Below are 16,749 nucleotides of genomic sequence, written 5' to 3'. Positions count from 1 at the left end.
TGGAGTAGCGGCGCGCGTGCGAACCTCGCGCGCGCGCGCGTTCCGCGAGTCCGGTGCCGCGGGGCTGTGAGCCTCGCGCGAGTTCGCGTCACGTACGACGGTCTTCGCGCGTGCCTCGCGCGGACACGCGTCCGTGGCTACAGCGGCAGCACCAGCTCGAACCGCGCGCCGCCTTCGGGCCTCGCGCCCGCGCGCACCTTGCCTCCGTGCGCGTGCACCACGCGCCTCACGATGGCGAGCCCCAGCCCGCGGCCGTTGGCGCGCGTGAGGAAGAAGGGCTCGAAGACGCGCTGCGGATCCAGTCCCGCGATGCCCGGGCCTTCGTCCTCCACCCCCAACGACACGCCCTCCGGCACGCGCCGCACCGCCACGCGCACCGTGCCCCCGGACGGCGAGGCCTGGATGGCGTTGCGCACCAGGTGCGTCACCGCCAGCTGCAACAGCGTCTCGTCGCCAGGAAGCTCCGGCACGTCCGGCGCCTCGTCGAACAGCACTCGCGGCGACGGCAGGTCCGGACGCCCCTGGAGCTGACCGAGCGCCCGGTGCACCAGCTCCCCCAGGGACACGGGACGCGGCCGAGGCTCCAGCGGGCGCACCGCGTCCAGCAGGTCGCGCACGATGTCCTCCAGCCGGATGGCCTCCTCCTCCAACATCTCCACCGCGGAGGCCCCCGCGGGCCCCAGCCGCGGTTCGCGCTTGAGCACCGCCACCGTGTTCAGGATGGCGCCCAACGGATTGCGCACCTCATGGGCCACGACGCCCGCGGCCTCGCCCAGCGCCGTCAGCCGTTCGCTCGCCACCAGCTCGTTCTGCAGGCGGGACACCTCCGCGAGCCGCGCCTCCGCCGCCCGGTGGTGCCGCACGTTCTCCAGCGCCCCGCCTATCAGCTGCGCGAACAACTCCAGCGGCCCCGCGTTCGCGGGCGTCAGCGTCGTGGACTGCACCGCCAGCACCCCGTACGGCTCATCTCCCACGAAGATGGGCGCGTCCAATGCCCGCGAGCCCGGCGCATAGATGCGCTGGATGCTGTCCGCCACCTCCGGCAGGAGCAGCCTCCGCACCATGCTGAACGCGTCCGGGTGGAACACCGCCTTGCGCCGCGTGAGCACGTCCGTCAGGTGCGGCATCCCCGAGCGGTGCAGGCGCACCTCGTGCACGCCCTGCCCATACAGCCGCTCCGCCGCCGCCAGGCTCTCCGGCTCCTGGCGCATGGGCCCGTAGCGCAGGGAGTCCCCCTCCAGCAGCATCACGGAGACGTAGAAGCCCTGACGGTGCACGGCCTCCACCGCCAGCTCCAGCACCGACGCCTCGTCGCGGCAGCGCAGCAGCTCCGCCGACGTGGACACCAGCATCGTGGACAGCGTGCGCACCGCGTCGCCGCCCTCCGCGTCCAGCAGCAGCACCAGCTGCTCCTCCGGCACGCGGCCCGGCGCGGTGAGCGGCGACAACAGGTGCGTGCGTCCGTCCGCGCCGTGCACCCGCACCCAGGCGGGTTGGTCCGGCGGCGGCTCGCCGCGCGCCAGCGCCTGGCACATCGGCTCCATCCACGCGCGCTCCTCCGGCCCGAAGCGCGCGCAGAACTCCAGGAGCGTCGGCAGCTCGTCGTCGCGCAGGCCCAGCAGTGTCCGGAGCGCGACATTGGTGAACACCATCTGATCGCCCCGCAGCACGAACAGCGGCACCGGCAGCGCCGGCAGCAGGCCGTCCAGGGAGGCGGGCGGGAGGGGCGCGCTCATCGCCTCACCCAACGCGCGGCACCGCCCGCTCCCCGGGTCACATGCCGCTTCGCGCCAGGAGGCCGCGGGTCCGCAAGCAATCGCCGCGCGCGCGCGCCGTAGGGAGGGGGGAAGGTGTTGATCACTGGAGAGAACACCATGAACTTCGCGAACGAGTTGGACCGCAGGGACCTGGAGTTGAAGTCCGTCATGGCCGTGTGGGTGGCCTTCGTGGCGATGAGCGCGGTCTTCCTGGGCCAGTTGCTCTAGTCCAGGCGGGAAGCCACGCCCGCCTGGAAGCCCCGCCGGGAACCTATCAGGGCTTCCTCGTGCGGCGGACGTACTGCTGGATGAAGTCACGCTCCTCCGCGCGCAAGGCACTGAGGCGCAGCCCGTAGCCCCGGGGGTTCTTGCCGTCCTCCAGGGAGTTCTCCCAGATGACGGAGCTGCGCAGGGTCATCACCCGCTCCGGCTCATCGAAGCGCAGCGTCAACTCCACCTGCGTCCCCAGCCGCAGCGGCCGGTCCGTGCCGATGAACAGACCGCCCGACGACAGGTTGATGATGCGGTGGTCGGTGAAGATGCCCGTGTTCTTCATCGTCACCCGCACGTCCGCGTGCAGCCGGTCGTCCGAACGGCGCTCCAGGCCCACGAACTCGGCGCTCGAATACGAAGGCGCGGGGCTCGCCACGGGGCGCCGCGCGGGCGCTGGCGGAGGCGGCGCGGGAGCCGGCGGAGGTGGCGCCGGAGGTGGCGGCGGCGCCACGGGCCGCGACGTGGGCAGCATCACCGGCGGAGGCCTGGGCGGCGCGGGCGGGGGCACGAACGGCGGCGGCCTCGCGGCGGCGGGAGGCGGCGCGGGCGGAGGCACGAGCGCCGGCGGCCTCGCGGGCACCGCGGATCCACTCAAGGGCAGCGGGGACGCGGGCGGCGCCGGAGGCAGCGCGCCGGCCATGTCCAGCCGGGGCGGCGGCGGTGGCGCCGGGTGCAGCGCGCCTTGGAGGTAGAGCGTCTCCGCCTCGCGGATCCGCCGCGAGAGGAAGTCGAAGATCTCCACGGACACCTGGCGCAGCTCCGGATGCAGGTCCGGCGACAGGTGGTCCGGCGAGAAGCGCTTCGCCATGCGGAAGAAGGCGGTGCGGAACTCGTCGAGCGTCGCGTTCGGCTTGAGTCCGAAGACCTCGTGCGGCGGCAGGTGCAAGAGCCCCCGCAGCTGGTTGCGCAGACGCTCGGCCTGCTGGGTCTCCGCGGAGGGCGTGGGCGCCGCGGTGGCGAACAGGTCGCGCACCTCCGGCAGGTCCTGGAGCGGGATCCAGTTCGTCCCATCGCGCGACGCGCGCACGGCCGTCTTCAGGCGGCCGGAGGCGATGAGGTCTCGGAAGGCTTGCAGCTGGAGGGGGCCCAGGACGCGGCCGAGCGAATCACCCACCCAGTAACCGACAACGGATGACGACACGGGGACCTCGGAGTCAGGACGCGAGTGCTTCGCGCATGGCGGACGCGATCTCCATGGGATGGAAGGGTTTGCCGACGAAGCCCACCGCCCCCGCGGCGATGGCCTGCTCCACCACGGGCTCGGCGTCCATGCTGCTGATGACGAGCACGCGCGTTCCCGGCGACACGTTCTTGATGGCGCCCAGCACCTCCAGCCCGCTCTTCTTCGGCATGAACAGGTCCAGGAACATCACCGCGGGCTGCTCCTTCGCGGCCAGGGCCAGCCCTTCCTCACCGTCCGCTGCCTCCAGGAGTCTCAGGGCGATACCCGTCTCCGCGATGACGTCCTTGAGGATGCGACGCACGAAGCTGTCGTCATCCACGAGCAGCAGGGTTGGCAGTCCAGACATGGGCGGCAGGATACATAAGACGCGTGGTTTGGGCGCGGCCGTCATGCGGCGCCTGCCCGCCTTTTGGGTTAAGGGGTGGGCATGTCCACCGACCAGGCGCTGTCCCATTTCGAGTCCCAGAAAGCCGCGTATCTGGAGGACCTCAAGGCCCTCGTACGCATACCCAGTGTGTCCTTCCCCGGGTTCGATCCAGCCCTCGTGCGACAGAGCGCGGAGGCCACCGCCGCCCTGCTCAAGGACCGTGGTTTTGAAAACGTCCAGTTGCTCGAAATCGAGGGCGCGCATCCGTATGTCTATGGCGAGGTGCTCAAGGCGCCGGGCCGCCCCACGCTCCTCCTCTACGCGCACCACGACGTGCAGCCCGCGGGAGACGAGAGCGCGTGGAAGAGCCCGCCGTTCGAGCCGGAGCTGCGCGACGGCCGCCTGTATGGACGCGGCGCGGCGGACGACAAGGCCGGCATCGTCGTGCACACCTCCGCGGTGGACGCGTGGCTCAAGAGCACCGGCCAACTCCCACTCAACGTGAAGGTCATCATCGAGGGGGAGGAGGAAGCCGGCAGTGACCACCTGGGTGCATTTCTCCAGAAGCACGCGAAGTTGGTGGCGGCGGACGCCATCGTGTTGACGGACACGTCGAACTTCGACACGGGCCTGCCGTCCATCACCACGGCGCTGCGCGGGCTGGTGACGGTGGACGTGGAGGTGCGGGGGCTTCAGCAGGCGGTGCACTCAGGCATGTGGGGCGGGCCCATTCCGGATCCGGCGATGGCGCTGTGCCGGATGCTGGCGTCGCTCACGCACGCGGATGGCTCCATCGCCATCGAGGGCGTGATGGAGCAGGTGAAGCCGCTGACGGCCGCGGAGCGGGAGAGCATCCAGTCGCTGCCGGGCGACGAGGCCACCTTCCGCGAGCAGGCTGGCCTGCGCGAGGGCGTGGAGCTGCTGGGGCAGGGGCGTCACCCGTGGGAGACGAACTGGCGCCAGCCGAGCCTGGCGGTGAACGCCATCCAGGCCAGCAGCCGCAAGGACGCGCGCAACATCATCGTGGAGTCGGCGTGGGCGCGCGTGGGCATCCGCGTGGTGCCGGACATGGATCCGGAGGACGTGCAGCGCCGGCTGGTGGCGCACCTGAAGAAGGTGTGCCCGTGGGGCCTGGAGCTGGAGATCCGCGAGGATCCGGCGTCTGGCTGGTGGTACACGGACTCGTCACACCCGGCCTTCCAGGCCGCCTTCCGCGCGCTGGAGAAGGGCTACGCGAAGAAGCCCGTCACCATCGGGTGTGGAGGGTCCATCCCCTTCGTGGAGCCGTTCGCGAAGGAGCTGGGCGGCGTGCCCGCGCTGCTCATCGGCGTGGAGGACCCCTACACCTACGCCCACTCCGAGAACGAGAGCCTGCACCTGGGGGACTGGGAGAAGGCCATCCGCTCCGCCATCCACCTCTACGAGGAGCTGGCGAGGTCGCTGACCGCGCGCGGCTGAGCGCGCGGTCCGCTCACGGCGTGGGGGCTACAGGCCGCGGAAGCGGTCCGTGGCCTCGATGAGCGCGGACGTGTTGCCGGGCTCGTTGGCGGAGTGGCCGGCGTCCGGGACCAGCACGAACTGGGCCTCCGGCCACGCGCGGTGCAGGGCCCACGCGCTCTCCGGCGGGCAGACGACGTCGTAGCGGCCCTGCACGATGACGGCGGGGATGTGGCGGATGCGCCCCACGTCGTCCAGCAGTTGGGTGTCGCTCCGCATCCAGCCCTTGTTGACGAAGTAGTGGCATTCGATGCGCGCGAAGGCGATGGCGAAGTCGTCCCCGGCGTTGCGCGCGATGAGCTCCGCGTTGGGGTACAGGCAGCTGGTGCGGCCCTCCCAGACGCTCCACGCCCTGGCGGCCTCCTGCCGCGTGTGCGGGTCGTCTCCCATCAGGCGCTTCGCGTACGCCTGGAGCAGGTCCCCGCGCTCCGCCTCCGGGATGGGGGCGAGGAAGTGCTCCCAGGCGTCCGGGAACATCGCGTCCGTGCCGCGCTGGTAGAACCAGTCGATCTCCTGCTTGCGCAGCAGGAAGATGCCGCGCAGCACCAGCTCCGTGACGCGCTCCGGATGCGCCTCCGCGTACGCCAGCGACAGGGAGCTGCCCCAGGAGCCGCCGAAGAGCATCCAGCGCTCCAGGCCCAGGTGCTCGCGCAGCCGCTCCATGTCCGCCACCAGGTCCCAGGTGGTGTTCATCTCCAGGCTGGCGTGCGGGGTGCTGCGGCCGCAGCCGCGCTGATCGAACAGGATGATGCGGTAGGCGCCGGGGTCGAAGAAGCGGCGCTGCTTGGGGTCGGTGCCGCCGCCGGGCCCGCCGTGCACGAACACCACGGGCTTGCCGCTCGGGTTGCCGGACTCCTCGAAGTAGAGCGAGTGGCCGCCGGTGACGCTCAGCCGGCCGGTGCGGTAGGGCTCGATGGAGGGGTAGAGCGTTCGCAGCGGCGTGGCAGCGGGCACGGCGTTCCTTTCGCGGGAAGGAGCTGGATCACCACAACCTAGCAACAGTTCGCGCCCCCTCGCAGGGGCTGTCGGGAGTGCGTTCGCAAGCCGACGCGCGAGGGGGGCGGGGTGTCAGGCCTTCTCGGGAGGGGCGGGCGCGGGCGCCTCGCGCGGCGCTTCCGGCGCCTTGGGCGGAGGCGGCACGCCGCGCCCGGCCTGGGCCACCATGCGCACCTCGGCGTTCTCCCCGAGCGCGAAGCCGTCGCCCTTCGTCTCCAGGTCCGTCGCCTCGATGACGTCTCCGCGCTGGAGGTGGAAGAAGCGCTCGTTCTTCTCCGAGCGGTGGCGCTCCTGCATCGCCAGCCCCACGCGCCCCTCGGGACCGCAGCCGATGTAGCGCTGCCGGCCCTTGCCCTCCAGCGACTCGCTGACGATGCGGAACAGCCGGCCCGGCGGAGGCTCCGGCCACGCCTCGCCCTTGGGCGCCACCATCAGGTAGCTCATCTTCAGCGACTCCTTGTGGAAGCCGGCCACGCGCGCCAGCTCCTCCACCACGCGGGGCATGGGCCAGGCGCGCTCGGCGTGGCACCAGTCCGTCTCCTTCACCAGCGCGGGGCAGGCGCCCCGGTACAGGCACGGCGCGCGGATGGCGTAGCCGCGCTCCACCAGCAGGTCGCGCACCTTGAGCAGGTTGCGGCTCGTCTCGCGCAGCGCGGGCTCCATCACCAGCAGGCTGCCGCCCTTCTTCACCTTCGTGAGCACCGCCTCCAGCAGCGCCGCGCGCGGCTTGAGCGCATCGTCCGTCGCGCCGTACAGCTCGTTGACGACGTGCCCCATCGTGATGAGGTCGTACTGGCCCTCCGGCAGCGTGGCGTTCTTCTTCAGTGGATCCCACTCGCGCGTGGCCAGGGCCTCGCCGGCCTCCGTCGCCAGCTCGCGCGCCAGGTTCAGCGCGGGCTTGCTGCGGTCCGCCGCCGTCACCTCGCTGGCGCCCGCGTCCATCGCCGCGAAGGCCACCGGGCCCGGACCGCTGCCCAGGTCCAGCACGTGGCGGGGGCGGTTGGGCAGCTCCCCCAGCACCTGACGCGCCTGGGCATAGGACACCGGCCAGTAGAAGAGCAGGTAGGCGCCCAGGAGGCGCGGGTCATCCATGTATCGGGCGCCCGCGAGCTGCCGCTCCCGGGTGAGCCCGAGCGACAGTTGCTTCACGCCCGCGCCGACCTCCTTGACCTCCTGCGGCGTGAGGCGCCCCTCCGGCCCGTCGGTCCTGCCCCGGGACGCGCGCCACACGGCGATGAGCCGGGGCAGCCACCGCTCCAGGTCCTTGCTGTATGCGTTGCTCATCGGTGCCTTCACATCAGGGGTCGCCACCCGAGGGCGACCGCGTTAAACCCGTCCCGCCATGATTTCCGTCCGCGGATTGCGCAAGCACTATCAGGTCCACAAGCGCCCGCCTGGCCTGAAGGCGGCCCTGCGCTCGCTCGTCCACCGCAGCTACACGGCCGTCAAGGCCGTGGACGGCATCTCCTTCGACATCCGGCCCGGGGAGCGGGTGGGCTTCCTGGGCCCGAACGGCGCGGGCAAGACCACGACGCTCAAGGTGCTCTCCGGCCTGCTCCACCCGTCCGAGGGAGAAGTCACCGTGGATGGCCACGTGCCCCGGCTGCGCGAGGAGGCGTTCCTCAAGAAGATCATGCTCGTGATGGGGCAGAAGCAGCAGCTCCTCTGGGACCTGCCGCCCGTGGAGACGTTCGAACTCAACCGCGCCATCTACGACGTGCCCCGCCTCCAGTACAAGCAGACGCTGGACGAACTGGTGTCGCTGCTGGAGCTGGAGGACCTCATCACCAAGCCCACCCGCCAGCTGAGCCTGGGCGAGCGGATGAAGTGCGAGCTGGCGGCGGCCCTCATCCACCGCCCCCGGGTGCTGTTCCTGGACGAGCCCACCATCGGCCTGGACGTGTCCATGCAGGTGACGATGCGTGAGTTCATCAAGGCGTACAACGAGAAGACGGGGGCCACGCTCATCCTGACCAGCCACTACATGGACGACGTGGCGGCGCTGTGCCCGCGCGTCATCGTCATCGACAAGGGGCAGCTGTCCTACGACGGCAGCCTGGAGGCGCTGGTGCAGCGCGTGCGTCCGGAGAAGCGCGTGGTGCTGCGGCTGGGCCAGCCGGTGGACGCCGCGGTGCTGGCGCCGCTGGGCCGGGTGGTGTCGCACGACGCGAGCACGGCGGTGCTCCAGGTGCAGCAGGACGCGGTGAGCGCCACCGTGGGCCGGGCGCTGTCCACGCTGCCGGTGACGGACCTGACGGTGGAGAACGCGCCGCTGGAAGAGGTGATGAGCGAGCTGTTCCAGGAGGGCAAGGCGCGCCGGGCGGAGGCCGCCCGGGAGGCGGTGCCCGCGTGAGCCTGCGCACGTCCCTGCGGGCGCTGCCCACCCTGCTGCGCATCGGCTTCTCGGAGGCGGTGGCCTACCGCGCGGAGATGGTCGTCTGGGTGCTGGCCACCACGATGCCGCTCATCATGCTGGCCCTGTGGTCGGCGGTGGCGCGCGGAGGGGACGTGGGCCGCTTCGGGCAGGCGGAGTTCACGGGCTACTTCCTCGCGGCCTTCTGCGTGCGGCAGCTCACCTCGTCCTGGGTCGCGTGGATGCTCAGCTACGAGGTGAAGCAGGGCACGCTGGCGATGCGCCTCTTGCGGCCCATCTCTCCGCTGCTGTCCTACGCGACGGAGGTGCTGGCGGGCATCCCGCTGCGCGTCGCGGTGGTGCTGCCCGTCCTGGGCATCAGCGTGTGGGCGGTGGGGGGCCGGGCCGTGCCCGCGTCGCTCGGAGGGTGGGGGCTGTTCGCGCTGGGCATCACGGGCGGGTGGCTCATCACGTTCTACCTGAACGTGATGCTGGGCGCGCTGAGCCTGTACCTGGAGAGCAGCCAGAAGCTGATGGAGATCTACATGGTGCTGTTCTTCGTCTGCTCCGGGTACATGTTCCCGGTGGAGTTCTTCCCGCCGGGGCTGCGCGCGGTGATGGACGCGCTGCCCTTCCGCTACCAGATGGGGCTGCCGGTGGAGCTGATGACGGGGGCGCACGCGCCGGCGGAGGCGTGGGGGCTGCTGGCGAAGCAGTGGGCCTGGGTGGCGGGGCTGGGCGTGGGGGCGACGCTCCTGTGGCGGCGGGGCCTGGCGCGCTTCGCGGCGTTCGGAGGCTAGGGTGGTCAACGCGAAGCGATACCTGCGCCTCCTGGGCGTGCAGCTGAAGGCCTCCGGGCTGCTGGCGCTGCAGTACCGCGCGGACTTCCTGGCGGAGGGGCTGACGTCGCTGGCGTGGACGTTCACGGCGCTGGCGCCGCTGTTCGTCGTCTTCGGCGCGCGGCCCACCATCGAGGGGTGGACGTTCCAGGAGTCGCTGCTGGTGGTGGGCTGGTTCACGCTCTTGCAGGGGGTGCTGGAGGGTGCCATCAGCCCCAGCCTCACGGGCATGGTGGAGCACATCCGCAAGGGCACGCTGGACTTCGTGCTGCTCAAGCCCGCGGACGCGCAGTTCCTGGTGTCGACGCAGCGCTTCCTCCCGTGGCGCGCGGTGAACGTGCTGTCCGGGGTGGCGCTGTTCGTCTACGCGTTCATGTCGCTGGGGCGCTGGCCGTCGGTGCCGGGCATCCTCGCGTCGCTCGTGCTGCTGGGGACGAGCATGTTGATCCTCTACTCGCTGTGGATCCTCGTGGTGAGCGCGGCGTTCTTCGTGGTGAAGGTGGACAACCTCACCTACCTGTTCACGTCCATCTTCGACGCGGCGCGGTGGCCGTCCTCCGTGTTCCGGGGGACGCTGTCGTGGGTGTTCACCTTCATCATCCCGCTGGCGTTGATGACCACGTTCCCCGCCCTGGCGCTGCTGGGCCGCCTGCCGTGGACCTGGCTGGTGGGCGCGGTGGTGGGCGCGGTGGCGTTCGCGTCCATCGCGCGGCGGGTGTGGCTGCTGTCCATCCGCCACTACACGTCCGCGAGCAGCTAGCGCCCCGCCTGGGCGACGACCGCGCGTGAGTGAGAGGAATTCACCGGTGGTGTCTTTCCTCCGTCTGGGTTAAGGGGCCGCCCCCCCGCGGCGAAAGCCGCCCCCCAGGAAGTAAAGGATTACCCCCCGATGAACCGGATACGTCTTCACGGCCTGCTGGCCGTGCTCGCGCTCGCGTGCGCGGTGGCCTGCGCGCCCGATGCGCGGCCCTTCGTTCCCTCCACCTCCACCGCGCGCGTCGACGTGTCGACGTGGAGCAGCGCCGGCACGATGGCCTCGGCGCGCGTGGACGCCACCGCCACGTTGCTGCGCAATGGCTATGTGCTCGTCACGGGTGGCGGCACGTCCGCGGCGGAGCTGTATGACCCCCGCACCAGCCGCTGGTTCAGCCTGGGCGCCATGGCGACGAGCCGCCAGCGCCACACCGCGACGCTGCTGGCCTCCGGCAAGGTGTTGCTGGTGGGCGGCGGCACGTCCGTGCTCGCCTCGGCGGGGGCGGAGGTGTTCGACCCGGACACCAACGGCTGGTCCGCCGCGAGCGGGTTGGACGTGCCCCGCTCCCAGCACACCGCGACGCTGCTGCCGGATGGCCGGGTGCTGGTGGCGGGCGGCGACAGTGGCGCTGGCAACGCGCTGGCCACCTCGCTCCTCTACGTGCCCGCGAGCAATGCCTGGGTGGCCACGGGCCGCATGGGCGCGGCCCGCCTGGGTCACACCGCGACGCTGCTGCCGGATGGCCGGGTGCTCGTCACGGGCGGCCGGGACAGCGCGAACGGGAACGTGCTCGCGTCGTCGGAGCTGTTCGACCCGGCGTCGGGTGCCTGGCTGCCGGTGAATCCCATGCTCACCCAACGCACGGGGCACACCGCGACGCTGCTGCTGTCCGGGCAGGTGCTGGTGTCGGGCGGCTTCGCGGGCAGCCTCGCCACGGACCTGTCCGAGCTGTACGACCCGGGCACCGGCACCTGGACCGCCCAGGGCGCGCTGCCGACCCTCTGTGTCTTCCACACCGCGACGCTGCTCACCTCCGGGCAGGTGTTGCTCACCGGGGGCTCCACCGGCGGACAGCCGTACCTGGACCGCGCCGCGCTCTATGACCCGGCCTCGGGCACATGGACGCAGACGGCGCAGATGGCCACGCGCCGCATCAGCCACGCCGCCGCGCTGCTGCCTTCCGGAGAGGTGCTGGTCCTGGGCGGGGTGCCCCAGGCGGGTGCGCGCAATGCGTCCGCGGAGCGCTACCGGCCCTCCGTCCTGCCGTGGCGCGCGGCCGCGAACCTCGTCACCGCGCGCTCGCAGCTCACCGCCACCCGGTTGGGCTCCGGTGAGGTGCTGGTGGTGGGCGGGGCCTCGTCGGCGGGTGCGGCGCTCGCGGGCGCCGCGCTGTACGACGAGGCGACGGACAGCTGGAAGGACGCCGCCGACCTGAGCACCGCGCGGTTCCTGCACTCCGCCACGCCGCTGGGGGACGGCCGGGTGCTGGTGAGCGGCGGCCAGCGGGATGCCGCCACCTGGTTGTCCGCCACGGAGGTGTACGCGCCCGCCACGGGGACCTGGACTCCGGTGGGGAGCATGGGCGCGGCGCGGGCGCGTCACACCGCGACGCTGTTGCCGGGCTCCGGCAAGGTGCTGGTGACAGGCGGGGTGTCGGGTTCCAGCTCCGCGTCCACGCTCGCGAGCGCGGAGGTGTATGACCCGTCCACGGGCACGTGGAGCGCCACGAGCGTGATGGCGCATGCGCGCGCGTATCACGCGGCGGTGCCGCTGCCTTCGGGCCGGGTGCTGGTGATGGGCGGGAGCTCCACCGGGGCCGACGCGCTCACCGCGAGCGCGGAGGTGTATGACCCGGCCACGGGCACCTGGACGGCCACGGCGCCGATGGCGGTGGCGCGCTATGGCCATGTCGCGATGCCGCTGGGGGATGGGAGTCAGGTGTTGGTGGCGGGGGGCTGGGGCGCGGATGGACCGCTGCGCTCCGTGGAGCTCTACGACGTGGCTCGCGGCACCTGGAGGACGGTGGCCTCGCTGAACACGCCGCGCTACCTGCCGCATGCCACGGTGCTGCCCACCGGCCGCGTGCTGTTGGTGACGGGGGAGGGGGGCTCGGGGCTGGGCGTGCTGGATTCGGCGGAGGTGTACGACGCCGCGACGAATGCGTGGACCCCGGCGGGCATCCTGTCCATGCGCAACACACACCACGCCCTGTCGGTGCTGCCCTCCGGCCGGGTGCTGGTCGCGGGCGGAAGCGGAAATGGCGGCGCGCGCGTGGGCGTCGACGTGTACTCACCGGCGCCTTGAGCCACGCTCCCGCGAGGGCGGGTGACGCTCACCCGCCCTGTCGCGCGGATCAGGCACCCGCGTGCGGCGCTTCATGCGCGGCGTCCTCGCGGGCGTAGTAGGCGAGGCACTCCTCCTCGCGCCCGCGCACCACGCGCCTGCCGTTCAGGGGCCCGACGTGGGAGGTCACCACCGTGTGCTGGCCTTCGACGTCATCCTGGTCGAAGTAGATGACCACCCAGTCATGCGTGGCCTCCTGCTGGTGCGCCAGCGCGGTGTTGGAGAACAGGGCCCGCAGGGTCCAGCCCTCCACGTGCTCGCGCATCACCGGCAGCCACGCCTCGCCTGACGGGTTGAAGCGCTTGGGCGCGATGCGGCGCAGCTCTCCGGCCGCCGCCCTCCGGCGGTAGTCCGCGTCCACCTTCAAGAGCAGCGCCACGGAGGGACGCGGCCCGTCCTCGGGCCCGTGGGGGCGCCCCCGCTCGCGCTCCCTCCGGTTGCGTCCCAGCCGCGCGGCCAGCACCTCCCGCACCTGCTCCGCGCGCCGGGGGCCGAACCCCTCCACCCGCTCCAGCCGTCCGTCGTGCGCGGCCAGCTCCAGCGCCTCCAGCGTGGTGATGTGGAGCGCCTCGTGGATCCGCTTCGCCAGCTCCGGTCCGATGCCGGGCACGCTGGCGAGCAGGCCTTCGGGGGAGGCCTCCTCCTCCAGCCGCTGGAGCAGCTCCATCCGCCCCGTGCGCACCAGCTGCGCGACCGCCGCCGCGATGCTCTTGCCCACGCCGGGCAGCTCCCTCAAGCCCGCTTCCCCATGCTCCGCCAGCACCCGCGCCACGGAGTCCGGCCAGCTCGCGAGCGTGGCCGCGGCCTTCCGGTACGCCCCCACCCGGAAGGGCATCGCGTCCTGCGTGTCCAGCAGGTCCGCCACCCGCTCCAGCGCGTCCGCGATGTCGATGTTGCTCTTCCATTCGACGCCCATGGTCCTTGGAAGGTAGGCCTCCCCCGAGGGGGCGGCCACCCCACCGGCCGACACGGGCGCACATGGGCCCCCGCGCGAGAAATAATTCCCCGCCCGCAACCACCTCGGACCCCTGGGGTTTGGAGGGACAGCAGGCAGTCACGCGAACCCTTCGAACTGGAGAATGACGATGCGCTGGAACAAGACGTTGGCGGTGGGTGCGGCCCTGGTGCTCTCGACGGCGTGCGGCGGGGTGGATGATCAGGAGGCGGCGGAGTCGCTGCCGGACTTCGCGGGCACGTCGCTGGAGATCAACGCGGACGCGCCCGCGCAGGATGGCGCCGCGCTCGTGGCGCAGGACCTGATGCAGGTGGAGGCCTCGCTCGACGGTCAGGGCGCCGTGATGCTGGAGGGCGCGCGCATGCAGGTGAAGGCGCTCAACGACGCGCTCCGGCAGGCGCTGGTGCCCATCGCGGAGCTGGTGAAGCGGTCCGCCAACGCGCAGCCCGGCGACGTGCTGGTGTACGGCCCCGCCGACCGCGCCAACGCGACGTTCAAGCTCTCCGTGCGCAAGGGCGTGGGCCAGCGCTACCAGTGGAAGCTGGAGGCCCGTCCGCTGGGCAGCACCGACGACACCGCCTACAAGCTGGTCGCCGCGGGCGCGCTCAAGCGCAACGGCGACGCGCACCGCGGCCGGGGCACGCTGGCCATCTCCCTGGACAACCTCAAGGCGGTGGCCCCGTCCTTCGCGGGCCAGGGCAAGATGATGATGTCGTTCGCGCACTTCGGGCAGGGCAGCAAGTCGCTGGCGTACCGCCTGTCCAACTTCACCCCGGACACGTCCGCGCATCCGGCCGTCACCGGCGCCTTCGTGGGCCACAAGCTCCAGGCCACCGGCGTCACCCGCGTGCGCGTGCTGGGCCCGTACAACCTGCCCGGCACCGCCACCAGCGCGAAGGAGACGGTGCTCTCCTCCGTGCGCCACATCCCCGGCACCGGCGGCCGCGTGGACATCCTCGCCTGGGGTGGCGACATCGCGGCGAACACCGCCTACGTCGGCACCGCCTGCTGGAACGCCCAGGAGAAGGAGCTCTTCCGCGTCCTCTTCCGGTGCTCGGACTCGAGCCGCCCGGCGTCCTGCACGGAGGTGGAGGGCAGCCGCGTGGGCACCGCCCAGGACTGCCCCGCGGTGGAGCTGCGCGGCGACGTGGCGCCCCCCACGGGCGCTGGCGATGACCTGTCGCCCGAGCCCGGCAACCCCGGCGCGCCGGACGACGCGCCCACGGACGTCACCGCGGAGTTCTGAGCCGTCAGGCCGGAGCGGACGCCACCACCGCGTCCGCTTCGATCTCCACCAGCATCCGCGGGTCGATGAGGGCCTTCACCTCCACCATCGACGTGGCGGGGCGGATGGCCGCGAACACCTCGCCGTGGGCGCGGCCCACCTCCTCCCAGCGGGAGATGTCGGTGACGTACATGCGCGTACGCACCACGTCCTCCAGCCGGGCCCCCACGGCCTCCAGCGCGGCGCGGATGTTGGCGAGCGCCTGGGCGGCCTGCCGGTAGGCGTCTGCTTCACCCACCAGCTGGCCGTCCTCGCCGGTGGCGGTGGTGCCGGAGACGGAGACGAAGGGGCCCACGCGGACCGCCCGCGAATAGCCGACCCGGGGCTCCCAGGGCGTGCCGGTGGCGTGAAGGGTGCGTTGCATGGCGGGGCTCCCGGGGTGGGCGCTGAGGGGTTTCCTGGAGGGCCGGTGCCCTGCCGGGCCCCCAGGCGCTGCTTGCAAGCTGCAAGGAACGACCGCCCGTGATAGTTGGCCTCGGATCATGGCCAACGAGCTCGAGAGGGAGGTCGCCCGGCGACGGACCTTCGCCATCATCTCCCACCCCGACGCGGGAAAGACAACCCTCACGGAGAAGCTGCTGCTCTACGGCGGCGCCATCCACCTGGCAGGCAGCGTCAAGGCCAAGCGGGCCCGGCGGCACGCGACCAGCGACTGGATGGAGCTGGAGAAGGAGCGCGGCATCTCCGTCACGTCGTCGGTGCTCCAGTTCAGCTACCGCGACCACGCGGTCAACCTGCTGGACACCCCGGGCCACCAGGACTTCTCCGAGGACACCTACCGCACGCTCTCCGCGGCGGACGCGGCGGTGATGCTCATCGACGCGGCGAAGGGCGTCGAGCCGCAGACGAAGAAGCTCTTCAAGGTCTGCCGCATGCGCAACATCCCCATCTTCACGTTCGTCAACAAGCTGGACCGCTACGGCCGCGAACCGCTGGAGCTGATGAACGAGCTGGAGCAGGTGCTGGGCATCCGCTCGTACCCGATGAACTGGCCCATTGGCATGGGGCCGGAGTTCCGGGGCGTCTACGACCGGCAGGCGCGCGTGGTGCACCTGTTCTCCGCCGAGGGCTCGCACGGCGAGTCGGAAGTGGCGGAGCGTTCGGTGTCCATCGACGCGCCGGAGATCAAGGCGGTGCTCACCGACGCGGAGCTGGAGAAGCTGCACGAGGACATCGAGCTGCTGGACATCGGCGGGGATGCCTTCACCCGCGAGAAGTCGGACACGGGGCAGCTGACGCCCATGTTCTTCGGCAGCGCGATGACGAACTTCGGCGTGCGGCCCTTCCTGGACGCGTTCCTGGACCTGGCGCCCGCGCCCACGCCGCGCCCCACCACCCAGGGCCCGCGCGAGCCGACGAACCCCAAGTTCGCGGGCTTCGTCTTCAAGATCCAGGCGAACATGGACCCCGCGCACCGCGACCGCATCGCCTTCATGCGCGTGGTGAGCGGCCGCTACGTCAAGGGCATGAACGCGTTCCACTCCCGGCTGGGCAAGGAGGTGCGGCTCGCGAAGCCCAGCCAGTTCCTGGCCGCGGAGCGCACGTCCATCGAGGACGCGTGGCCGGGGGACGTCATCGGTCTGTTCGACCCGGGGCAGTACCGCATCGGCGACTCGCTGGCGGAGGGCTCCACGGAGGTCAACTTCGAGGGCGTCCCGCGCTTCAGCCCGGAGTTCTTCGCGGTGGTGCGCTCGCGCGACCCGCTGCGCCGCAAGCAGATGGAGAAGGGCCTGGAGCAGCTCTCCGAAGAGGGCACGGTGCAGATCTTCCAGCAGCTGAGCATGGGCATGAAGGACCCCATCGTCGGCGTGGTGGGCGCGCTCCAGTTCGAAGTGCTGCAGTACCGCCTGGAGCACGAGTACGGCGCGCGCATCGCCCTGGACCGGCTGCCCTTCAGCCACGCCCGGTGGGTGGTGGGGCAGAACTTCGACCCGCGCTCGTTCGACTGGGAGGGCAACCGCCAGACGGTGCAGGACCGCGACGGGTTGCCCCTGGTGCTCTTCCGCGACGACTGGGCGCTCCAGCACGCGGAGGAGAAGCACCCGGAATTGAAGTTTGTCTCGGAAGCCCCGATGCTGCGTCAGGCGTCATCCATCGCCACGGGTAGCTAGTCGAGGGAGGACCGTTCCCATCCTGGCCGGCGGGGG

14 protein-coding genes are annotated in these 16,749 nt (G+C 71.7%); 7 read left to right on the top strand and 7 right to left on the bottom strand.

Translation table 11 applies throughout. The features are described 5' to 3' along the window. Positions 1-137: 137 nt before the first annotated feature. The 3 genes from FOF48_RS24245 to FOF48_RS24235 form a co-directional block, all read right to left on the bottom strand. Complete coding sequence (locus FOF48_RS24245) at positions 138-1,736, bottom strand: ATP-binding protein (protein WP_143905163.1); 1,599 nt, start codon at positions 1,734-1,736, stop codon at positions 138-140. Positions 1,737-2,031: 295 nt separating this feature from the next. Next, the gene (locus FOF48_RS24240; protein WP_143905162.1) at positions 2,032-3,171 is read right to left on the bottom strand and encodes a TIGR02266 family protein; all 1,140 of its coding nucleotides are present in this window, start codon (positions 3,169-3,171) and stop codon (positions 2,032-2,034) included. A gap of 13 nt (positions 3,172-3,184) precedes the next feature. Continuing rightward, positions 3,185-3,559, bottom strand: coding sequence for a response regulator transcription factor (locus FOF48_RS24235; protein WP_143905161.1), 375 nt, complete (start codon positions 3,557-3,559; stop codon positions 3,185-3,187). 81 nt (positions 3,560-3,640) lie between these two features. On the opposite strand from FOF48_RS24235, the gene FOF48_RS24230 reads away from it, so the two are divergent. After that, on the top strand, positions 3,641-5,038 hold the full coding sequence (locus FOF48_RS24230; protein ID WP_186002053.1) for a M20/M25/M40 family metallo-hydrolase: 1,398 nt from the start codon (positions 3,641-3,643) through the stop codon (positions 5,036-5,038). Between the two features lie 27 nt (positions 5,039-5,065). Here the strand turns inward: FOF48_RS24230 and pip are convergent, their stop codons facing one another. Beyond that, positions 5,066-6,031 carry a prolyl aminopeptidase gene (gene pip, locus FOF48_RS24225; RefSeq protein ID WP_143905159.1) on the bottom strand — a complete coding sequence of 322 codons (966 nt, stop codon included), beginning with the start codon at positions 6,029-6,031 and terminating at the stop codon, positions 5,066-5,068. A 114-nt stretch (positions 6,032-6,145) separates the two neighbouring features. Continuing rightward, a complete protein-coding gene (locus FOF48_RS24220) occupies positions 6,146-7,357 on the bottom strand; it encodes a small ribosomal subunit Rsm22 family protein (RefSeq protein WP_143905158.1) in 1,212 nt (403 codons plus the stop codon). Positions 7,358-7,415: 58 nt separating this feature from the next. Here FOF48_RS24220 and FOF48_RS24215 point away from each other — a divergent pair, with 58 nt between their 5' ends. From FOF48_RS24215 to FOF48_RS24200, 4 genes are all read left to right on the top strand, one after another. Then, a complete protein-coding gene (locus FOF48_RS24215; RefSeq protein ID WP_143905157.1) occupies positions 7,416-8,426 on the top strand; it encodes an ATP-binding cassette domain-containing protein in 1,011 nt (336 codons plus the stop codon). Then, the gene (locus FOF48_RS24210; RefSeq protein WP_143905156.1) at positions 8,423-9,226 is read left to right on the top strand and encodes an ABC-2 family transporter protein; all 804 of its coding nucleotides are present in this window, start codon (positions 8,423-8,425) and stop codon (positions 9,224-9,226) included. Before FOF48_RS24215 ends, FOF48_RS24210 begins: the two co-directional genes overlap by 4 nt. Position 9,227: 1 nt before the next feature. Continuing rightward, positions 9,228-10,025: an ABC transporter permease gene (locus tag FOF48_RS24205; protein ID WP_143905155.1), complete on the top strand. Its 798-nt coding sequence runs from the start codon at positions 9,228-9,230 to the stop codon at positions 10,023-10,025. 129 nt (positions 10,026-10,154) lie between these two features. After that, a complete protein-coding gene (locus FOF48_RS24200; protein ID WP_235686133.1) occupies positions 10,155-12,323 on the top strand; it encodes a kelch repeat-containing protein in 2,169 nt (722 codons plus the stop codon). Between the two features lie 49 nt (positions 12,324-12,372). Here the strand turns inward: FOF48_RS24200 and FOF48_RS24195 are convergent, their stop codons facing one another. Then, positions 12,373-13,278 (bottom strand): helix-hairpin-helix domain-containing protein, encoded by a 906-nt coding sequence (locus FOF48_RS24195; RefSeq protein WP_143905154.1) that lies wholly within the window; start codon positions 13,276-13,278, stop codon positions 12,373-12,375. Positions 13,279-13,447: 169 nt separating this feature from the next. Between FOF48_RS24195 and FOF48_RS24190 the strand changes: the two genes are divergently transcribed. After that, entirely contained in the window at positions 13,448-14,563 is a 1,116-nt protein-coding gene (locus FOF48_RS24190) for a hypothetical protein (RefSeq protein ID WP_143905153.1), read from the top strand. A 4-nt stretch (positions 14,564-14,567) separates the two neighbouring features. On the opposite strand, the gene FOF48_RS24185 is transcribed toward FOF48_RS24190, so the two are convergent. Then, positions 14,568-14,966, bottom strand: coding sequence for a RidA family protein (locus tag FOF48_RS24185; protein ID WP_143905152.1), 399 nt, complete (start codon positions 14,964-14,966; stop codon positions 14,568-14,570). A 118-nt stretch (positions 14,967-15,084) separates the two neighbouring features. Here FOF48_RS24185 and FOF48_RS24180 point away from each other — a divergent pair, with 118 nt between their 5' ends. Further along, complete coding sequence (locus FOF48_RS24180) at positions 15,085-16,713, top strand: peptide chain release factor 3 (protein ID WP_143905151.1); 1,629 nt, start codon at positions 15,085-15,087, stop codon at positions 16,711-16,713. The last annotated feature ends 36 nt before the right edge of the window (positions 16,714-16,749 follow it).

This window comes from Corallococcus sp. Z5C101001 (assembly GCF_007352635.1).
GTDB lineage: Bacteria > Myxococcota > Myxococcia > Myxococcales > Myxococcaceae > Corallococcus > Corallococcus silvisoli.
This window is presented reverse-complemented; position numbering and strand designations above follow the sequence as displayed.

Excerpts from the sequence above, each read along its gene's own strand:
- FOF48_RS24245 (WP_143905163.1), bottom strand. The coding sequence starts at position 1,736 with ATGAGCGCGCCCCTCCCGCCCGCCTCCCTGGACGGCCTGCTGCCGGCG.
- FOF48_RS24235 (WP_143905161.1), bottom strand. The coding sequence starts at position 3,559 with ATGTCTGGACTGCCAACCCTGCTGCTCGTGGATGACGACAGCTTCGTG.
- FOF48_RS24220 (WP_143905158.1), bottom strand. The coding sequence starts at position 7,357 with ATGAGCAACGCATACAGCAAGGACCTGGAGCGGTGGCTGCCCCGGCTC.
- FOF48_RS24215 (WP_143905157.1), top strand. The coding sequence starts at position 7,416 with ATGATTTCCGTCCGCGGATTGCGCAAGCACTATCAGGTCCACAAGCGC.
- FOF48_RS24190 (WP_143905153.1), top strand. The coding sequence starts at position 13,448 with ATGCGCTGGAACAAGACGTTGGCGGTGGGTGCGGCCCTGGTGCTCTCG.
- FOF48_RS24180 (WP_143905151.1), top strand. The coding sequence starts at position 15,085 with ATGGCCAACGAGCTCGAGAGGGAGGTCGCCCGGCGACGGACCTTCGCC.
- FOF48_RS24200 (WP_235686133.1), top strand. The coding sequence starts at position 10,155 with ATGAACCGGATACGTCTTCACGGCCTGCTGGCCGTGCTCGCGCTCGCG.
- FOF48_RS24195 (WP_143905154.1), bottom strand. The coding sequence starts at position 13,278 with ATGGGCGTCGAATGGAAGAGCAACATCGACATCGCGGACGCGCTGGAG.
- FOF48_RS24230 (WP_186002053.1), top strand. The coding sequence starts at position 3,641 with ATGTCCACCGACCAGGCGCTGTCCCATTTCGAGTCCCAGAAAGCCGCG.
- FOF48_RS24185 (WP_143905152.1), bottom strand. The coding sequence starts at position 14,966 with ATGCAACGCACCCTTCACGCCACCGGCACGCCCTGGGAGCCCCGGGTC.